The following is a 7841-nucleotide window of genomic DNA, read 5'->3' on the forward strand; positions in this document are numbered from 1 at the left end:
AATGATTGCTGACTTAGAAAATCCATATATCTTATTATTTGATAAAAAGATTTCTAATCTTAATGAAATTCTTCCAATTTTAGAGCCAGTTTCTCAATCTGGAAGACCTTTATTAATCATTGCAGAAGATGTAGACGGACAAGCATTAGCGACTTTGGTTGTGAACAAATTAAGAGGTGGTTTAAAAATTGCTGCAGTAAAAGCTCCTGGTTTTGGAGACAGAAGAAAAGCGATGTTAGAGGATATCGCAATTCTAACTGGCGGAACTGTAATTTCTGAAGAAAGAGGATTCTCTTTAGAAAATGCAACGTTAGATTTATTAGGAACTGCTGAGACAATAACAGTTGACAAAGACAACACTACAATTGTAAATGGTTCTGGAGATGCAGATACGATTAAAGCAAGAGTAAATCAAATTAAAACGCAAATAGAAACTACAACTTCTGATTACGATAAAGAAAAACTACAAGAACGTTTGGCAAAATTAGCTGGCGGAGTTGCCGTTTTATATGTTGGTGCTGCTTCTGAAGTAGAAATGAAAGAAAAGAAAGACAGAGTTGATGATGCTTTACACGCTACAAGAGCTGCTGTTGAAGAAGGAATTGTTGCTGGTGGTGGAGTTGCTTTAGTAAGAGCTAAAAAAGTTTTAGAAAAAATTACTACAGATAATTTAGACGAAACTACAGGTGTACAAATTATTAATAAAGCTATTGAAGCTCCGTTAAGAATTATTGTTGAAAATGCTGGAGGTGAAGGTTCTGTTGTGTTAAACAAAGTTTTAGAAGGTAAAAAAGACTTTGGTTATGATGCAAAATCTGACCAATATGTAAATATGTTAGAAGCAGGAATTATAGATCCTAAAAAAGTTACTCGTGTAGCATTAGAGAATGCTGCTTCTGTTGCTGGGATGATTCTTACAACTGAATGTGCTTTAATTGACATTAAAGAAGATGCTCCTGCAGGAATGCCTCCAATGGGTGGTGGAATGCCAGGAATGATGTAATAACGAATGACCATAGATAAGTTTTTTACTCTTCTGTGAAATATTGATATAAAAAATCCGATAGATTAATTTCTATCGGATTTTTAATTTAAAAATTTTAGCTTCTAAATTAAAACACCTAGGTTTTATAGAGTTAAATAATTGGTGAATTTTTATTGAAATAAAGTACCGCAGAATTTAGTGCAAAAAAAAAGAGTAACCATTTCTGATTACTCTAATTAGTAGCGGGAACTGGACTCGAACCAGTGACCTTCGGTTTATGAGTTTGACAAAAAACTCATAAACCATGTTATTTTGTTCAATTTAATATAAAATCGTGTACGTTTTCCTGTACTATGATTAATAAATAATTTAACTCAAAAGTAATCAAATTTATATTACAAAATGACTTCCTAGTTTAAAAATACTCATTGATTGATAATTTGTTCTATCTTTTAACAATCTTATTCAACTGATAAAAAAAACGTTCAATTAAACGTAAATCTTCAGTAACAATATTTGCACTTCCTTTCATTTCTTGCCTAAAACCAATTTCTTTGTTGTAAGATGTAATCAATCTTTTAGGTAGTTTTACATTTATTAAATAATTCCCTTCTTGATTTGGCATCAATGAAATTGACTCTACTTCACCATTTAAATCACCATATTCATCTGAAGGATAGTTTGCTAATTTTATTTGAACTTTTTGTCTCTTTTTTATTTTTCCAGAATTTTTAGCTGGAGCTATTATTTTACCGATAAATCTCCCTTTATTTGATGGAATTATAGTAAAAACTAAATTTCCATTTTTTACTATTTGATTTTTATCCCAAATTGATAAATAAGATAATGTACCATTAATAGAAGATTTTAAAACAAATTTTTTCTCCCAATCATTAATCGCTTTTTTTAGCTGATAAAAAGATTGAACAGTCTTTTTTAAAAGTCGACTTTCTAGTTGGTTTTTTTCTATTGATGTTCCCCTTAAGTTTTTATTAGAATTATTAATTACTTCTCTTATTTGAGAAATAGAATTTTCTAAATTTTTGTAACTCTTTTTTGCTTGCAAAAACTCAATTTGTTTTTGCTCATTTTCTTTAGCCGAAATTACACCTTTTTCAAATAGTTTTTTTTGTCTTTCTACATCTTTTCCTTTAAAACTTAACTCCCTTAAACTTAACTCTTTTTGAGATTGTAGAACTTGTAATCTTCCTTTAGCTTCTATTAACGACAATTGGTTTGCTGAATATTTATTTTTAAAAGGATTTAATCTTTTGTTTAAAATATATTCAGAATAATTATTTTCAAAAATTGAAAAACTACTATTAATTTCTCCTAAAATTAAAGGAGGTAACTGATTTATTGGAAAAGAAAAATTATTTCTATTAAAAGTAAGAGTATCAATTACTTTTTTTAATAAATAAACATCTTTATAAAGTGCCGAATTTTCTAGAATAGCTAGAACTTCATTCGTTTTTACAGCGTCTCCATCTTCTTTTAAAATAGCATCAAATTTACCGTTAGCATTAGAATAAATTTTTTCTGGAGGGTTTATTGTTGTTAAAATTACTTGGGTTGAAATTACATCAGGATATTTAATAAACCATGTTAAAGTAATTATAAGTAGTATAAGTGCAAAAAATAAAGTGTTTCCCCAACGTATCATCCAATTGGGTATAGAACTCAAAATTTCTTGAATTTCTTCACTTCTAATTTCTATACTTTTATTATCTGGCATTTTATAAATTTTTAATATTAAAAAAACACCTTACTTTTGTAGTAAAAAGTAAGGTGTCATTATTCTTTAATCTAAACTTGGACAACAACTATTACCTCCGAAGTAAGTTGTACATCTAATTTCACCTTCAGGACAATGCCATTGTTTTCTGTAGATTCCACCATTAATACTATTTTGTTCAGCTTTACTTAAAGCTTTTCCTAAATTTAAAATTGATTTGTTCATAATAATAAAATTTAATATTTGTTTAACTTGCAATCATTTAAAGACACTTGCAGTTTGTGTCTAGAATTAATTAAAAAAAATGTTAGATGTAAACAAATTGAGTCTACATCTAACTTATTAAGTCCTTAATTTATTGGATCTTGACCATTGTTACATCTTTTAGAACAAGAAACTTGAATCCATATATTTCCTATTCTACAAAAGCATTTTTTACCATACTTACCAGTACCTCCATTAATACTACTTTGTTCTGCTTTATTTAAAGACACTTGCAGTTTGTGTCTATTCTTCGCGAAAAAATATTTTGCTTATTTCTACCGTTTAAGAAATAACTAATTATATTATAGATTCCTGCCTTACTGGATCAATTTCAGCACAAGTCGCAAGAATGACCGTTATTTACCTAAATTCAATTGATTCTTCACCAAATGAAAGTAACTTCCTTTTAATTGTATTAATTCTTTATGATTTCCCTTTTCTATAATTTTTCCTTTTTCTAAAACAACTATTTGATCTGCATTTTGCACCGTACTTAGCCTGTGTGCTATAACAACAGCTGTTTTATCTTTGAAAAATGTGTTTAGGTTTTCCATAATTATCTTTTCATTATTTGTATCTAAAGCTGATGTGGCTTCATCGAAAAATAAATATTTTGGGTTCTTATAAACAGATCTTGCTATTAATAAGCGTTGTTTTTGACCTGTACTTAAGCCTGATCCTTCACTACCAATTTTTGTATTGTATCCTAAAGGAAGGTTTTCTATATAATCTGAGATATTGGCAAGATTTATAGCATGTGCTAATTTTTCTTTGTCTACATAATCTTCTCCTACTGCAATGTTTTTAGCAATGGTGTCATTAAAAATATAGCCCTCTTGCATGACGACTCCACAATTTCTTCTCCATTCTTTGGGGGAAATATTTTTTAAATTGAAATTATTAACCATAATTTCTCCAGTATCAACTTGATAAAAACCTAATAATAATTTTATTAAAGTTGTTTTTCCACTTCCACTTACACCAACAATTGCTGTAGTTTTATTTGCTGGTATTTCTAACGATAAATCTTTTAAAACAGGTTCTAAACCACCTGTATACCTAAAAGTTACTTTGTTTAATTTTATAGTTGCATTATTTGGAACTTCAGTTAATTTTTCATCTCCTGGTTTTTCTTCTTCTTCCATATTATGGATCTCTCCTAATCTTTCTATAGAAATTTGTGCATCTTGTACATCTCTCATAAAACTAATAAGCTGTACAATTGGTCCATTTAATTGCCCAACTATATAACTTATTGCCATCATCATTCCTAAAGTAATATCGCCATCAATTACCAGTTTTGCAGACAAAACAGTAACAAACATATTTTTTAGTTCGTTAATAAAATTAGACCCTACACTTTGTGTTTGTTCTAAAGCCAAACTTTTTGTTGCTACTTTAAAAAGACGAGCTTGTACATATTCCCAGTTCCAACGCATACGTCTTTCTGCATTGTGCAATTTAATTTCTTGCATACCATTAATAAGCTCAATTACCTTAGATTGTTCTTGACTAACTTCAGTGAAATTTTTATGGTCTAGTTCTTTTCTTTTCTTAAAAAAGAATAAAACCCACCCAAAATACAGCAAACTCCCAATAACAAATACGGTAAAAATTTGCAAACTATAATATCCCAAAACAAAACTGAAAATGATTAAATTAAAGAATGAAAACAAAACAGTTAATGAAGAGGTTGTAAGAATTCTTTCAATTCTTTGATGATCGTTAATTCGCTGTAAAAGATCTCCTGTCATGCGAACATCGAAATAAGAAATAGGCAGTTTCATTAACTTAATAAAGAAATCTGATATTAATGAAATATTTATTCGTGTACTTAAATGTAATAGAATCCAGCTTCTAATAATTTCTAAAGCTGCCTTACCAACAAATAAAAATAATTGTGCAATTAATATTAGATATATAAAATTAATGTCTTGATTTTTAATCCCAACATCAACCACACTTTGGGTAAGAAATGGTAAAATTAGTTGTAATAAACTTCCTGCAAGCAATCCAACAATCAATTGAACTACAAATTTTTTATATTTAAAAAGGTATTTAAAAATATAAGAAAAACCGAATTTTTCATCGTCTTCAAATTCTGACTGATAAAATTTTGGTGTGGGTTCTATTAATAAAACAATTCCTTCTTCTGTAGTTTCATCTGCATTATTACCAATCCAATTTTTTATAAACTCTTTTTCAGTAAAAGTGATAAGCCCAAATGCAGGGTCTGAAATATAAACAGTATTTTTTTTGATTTTATATAAAACTATATAATGGCTTTTATTCCAATGAACAACACATGGCAAGGGTGCTTCTAAAAGTTTTTTGAAACTTAATTTTACTCCTAAAGATTTAAAACCAACAGATTCTACAGCATCACTTAAGCCTAACAAACTACTACCTTCTCTTGTAGTTTCACTTAAGCTTCGTAACTGTTGTGTATTTATAAGCTTGCCGTAATATTTGGCTATTATTTTTATACACGTTGGTCCACAATCTTTGGACTCGGTTTGACGATATGTTGGAAATTTTTGCAAAAAAAAAAAAAAATGAAGCACGTAAAACATGCTTCAAAATAATTAACAGGCTTTTTTACATACACCATCACAACATTCCCAAGCTGAACTTGGACAGCCAAAAGACACTCCGGCACCACCACTAAAGCAAGTTCTAAGAATATGCCATGTTCTTCTACCACCGTTAACTGTTTGTTGTTCTGTTCTACTTAAAGATTCTCCTAAATTTTGTAAATTTTTCATTTTTAAAAATTTTATAAATATTTGTTTAAAAGTGGTCATTTAAAGACACCCACTATCTATGTCTATTCTTCGAAAAATATTTTTATCATTTGTTATCTATATCATCTGCTATAGAAATAGTAGCATATAAATCTTCTATAAAATAGATTAAATCTGTTTTGTTATACTCTTTCGGAAAAGGTTTCCCGTTGATTAAAATTTCTGGAGTAAAATTAATTTTGTTTTGAATACACCAATGGTTCTGTTTCTTTAAAACTTCTAAATATTTTTGATTTGGTTTAAAATATTTTTGATTACCCATCCATTCTATAGGGTTCTCATACACTTCATTCATAGCAGAAATGAAAAACTCTTGCCCTCTAGTATTGTAAATTTCTAATAATCGAGATGCAATTTTCAACAACTGATTATCTGTTTCTGTAGTGTCTGTATTAAAACGAATAATAATTTTTACATTATTTTTGTACTTACGAATAATGTTTTCAATTGTTTTATGAACAGGAATACAGAAACCACAAAAAGGACTTGTAATGACCACAATTTCTAACAATGAATCTTTGTCTCCTAAAATAATTTCTGAAGTATTTTTTATTTGAGTTGCTATCCTTGTAGGCTTAGTTAATAATGAAGAGAATATAGAGTAATTTCTTCTAAATCTTAAAAACTCTATTCTTTCTGTTTTCGCTTCTTTGAGCTCTAATAATAAAGGCTTTATAGAGTTCCAAATAACTATTATTGATAAAAAAGTAAAAAGAATAATTAGAAAAGGCTTATAATAAAAATTGGTATCTATTGTTTCTAAAAAAAAAGTAGTAGATATTTGAAGCCATAAAACACCAACGATACTTAAACATAGTAAGCACCATTTTTTTATAACTTTAAGTTGATAATAAATAGAATAAATAGTTATAGGTAAAGTTAAAAGGCTTAAAGCATATAATATATTTATAGATGAGTTTTGAATTATAATTAAAAAAGAAGAAACTCCCAAGCAAAAAAAATAGATCAAACAGAGGTCACTTAATTTATAATTTTTAAAAAGTTTAGCTCCATTAGAGTTTAAAACCGCATCACAATCTTTTTTTTCATTGATAGAAGCGCAAAAGGCATTACCGATTAATGAGTTTAAACCTAGCTCTTGTTTAACAATGGCTATACTAACTAAAACACCAATTAAAGATGTGTAAAAGAAAAAAAGTGTTGTTAAAGGCGTCTCGTTAACAATAAATATTACTATTAGAATAACAAAAAATATTATATATTTTAAAGTAGAATTTATAGTTTTTGGTTGAGATTTTTTATTTTCATCTTCTTTTTCAACAGCAACAATAATTCCTGTGAAAATTTGTAAAAAATATGTTTCTGTAGTTTTATTTTCTTTCCCTGAAGAATCTATTAAAATATAATCTAAATCTTTTCTTACAACTATTACCAAGTCTTTATCATTACCTTTATAAACTTGTGCAATAAAACAATCTGGTAGCTGTAAAAGCACTTCTAACGTTACGCTAACTTTAGTTGCTATATTATCTATATTAAAATGATGTAAAACATCCGTTATAGAAAATAAACTTGGAAATGAAGGATGGCTTTGTATTTGAAAGCTTAACTCTTTCTTGTCAAAACCAATTTTATTTCTTTTAAGTAATTGTTCTACTAAATAAATGATAGAGTTTTTCAAATCTAATAATATTTTAAAAATGTTCTTTATAATATTGATTATTAAATTGAGATATTTAAATTAATATAACAGGGTAAAAAATTTTAATCTATATTTTGATAAAGCTAATATCATTATTTAAAGAAACTTAATCAAACTTAAAGTAATAGTAGTAGCATATAAAGTAATAACTGAAACAACATTTTAAAATTGAGTTGTTTATATAAAGCATAAAAAAACGATGACAAAAAAAATTTATCATCGTTCTACATTAAAAAAAGAGAATTGTTATTCAGCAATTAACTTAAATTAACCTGTTGTGCATTATAAAAAAGCTGTTCATTGATTAAGAGAATCGTATATTTAATTGAATTTCAAACATTTAAATAGATGAACAGCTTTAGAGCAAATTACGAGAAAATTTTAGAGGTA

The 7841-nt window shown here is 27.6% G+C and carries 6 protein-coding genes; 1 reads left to right on the forward strand and 5 read right to left on the reverse strand.

Features of this window, described 5'->3' with window-relative positions:
- The coding region (gene groEL / locus V3V28_RS01895; RefSeq protein ID WP_331363326.1) for a chaperonin GroEL at positions 1-1003 on the forward strand (1003 nt) is incomplete at its 5' end.
- A gap of 427 nt (positions 1004-1430) precedes the next feature.
- Here the strand turns inward: groEL and V3V28_RS01900 are convergent.
- The 5 genes from V3V28_RS01900 to V3V28_RS01920 form a co-directional block, all read right to left on the reverse strand.
- A complete protein-coding gene (locus tag V3V28_RS01900; protein WP_331363327.1) occupies positions 1431-2720 on the reverse strand; it encodes an HlyD family secretion protein in 1290 nt (429 codons plus the stop codon).
- Positions 2721-2786: 66 nt separating this feature from the next.
- Positions 2787-2945, reverse strand: a complete 159-nt coding sequence (locus tag V3V28_RS01905; RefSeq protein ID WP_331363328.1) for a hypothetical protein — start codon at positions 2943-2945, stop codon at positions 2787-2789.
- A gap of 395 nt (positions 2946-3340) precedes the next feature.
- A complete protein-coding gene (locus V3V28_RS01910) occupies positions 3341-5527 on the reverse strand; it encodes a peptidase domain-containing ABC transporter (RefSeq protein WP_331363329.1) in 2187 nt (728 codons plus the stop codon).
- 42 nt (positions 5528-5569) lie between these two features.
- Entirely contained in the window at positions 5570-5749 is a 180-nt protein-coding gene (locus V3V28_RS01915) for a hypothetical protein (RefSeq protein WP_331363330.1), read from the reverse strand.
- A gap of 85 nt (positions 5750-5834) precedes the next feature.
- Complete coding sequence (locus V3V28_RS01920) at positions 5835-7430, reverse strand: vitamin K epoxide reductase family protein (protein ID WP_331363331.1); 1596 nt, start codon at positions 7428-7430, stop codon at positions 5835-5837.
- Positions 7431-7841 lie beyond the last annotated feature (411 nt).

The sequence above is a fragment of the Polaribacter sp. genome, assembly GCF_036480315.1.
Taxonomy (GTDB): domain Bacteria; phylum Bacteroidota; class Bacteroidia; order Flavobacteriales; family Flavobacteriaceae; genus Polaribacter.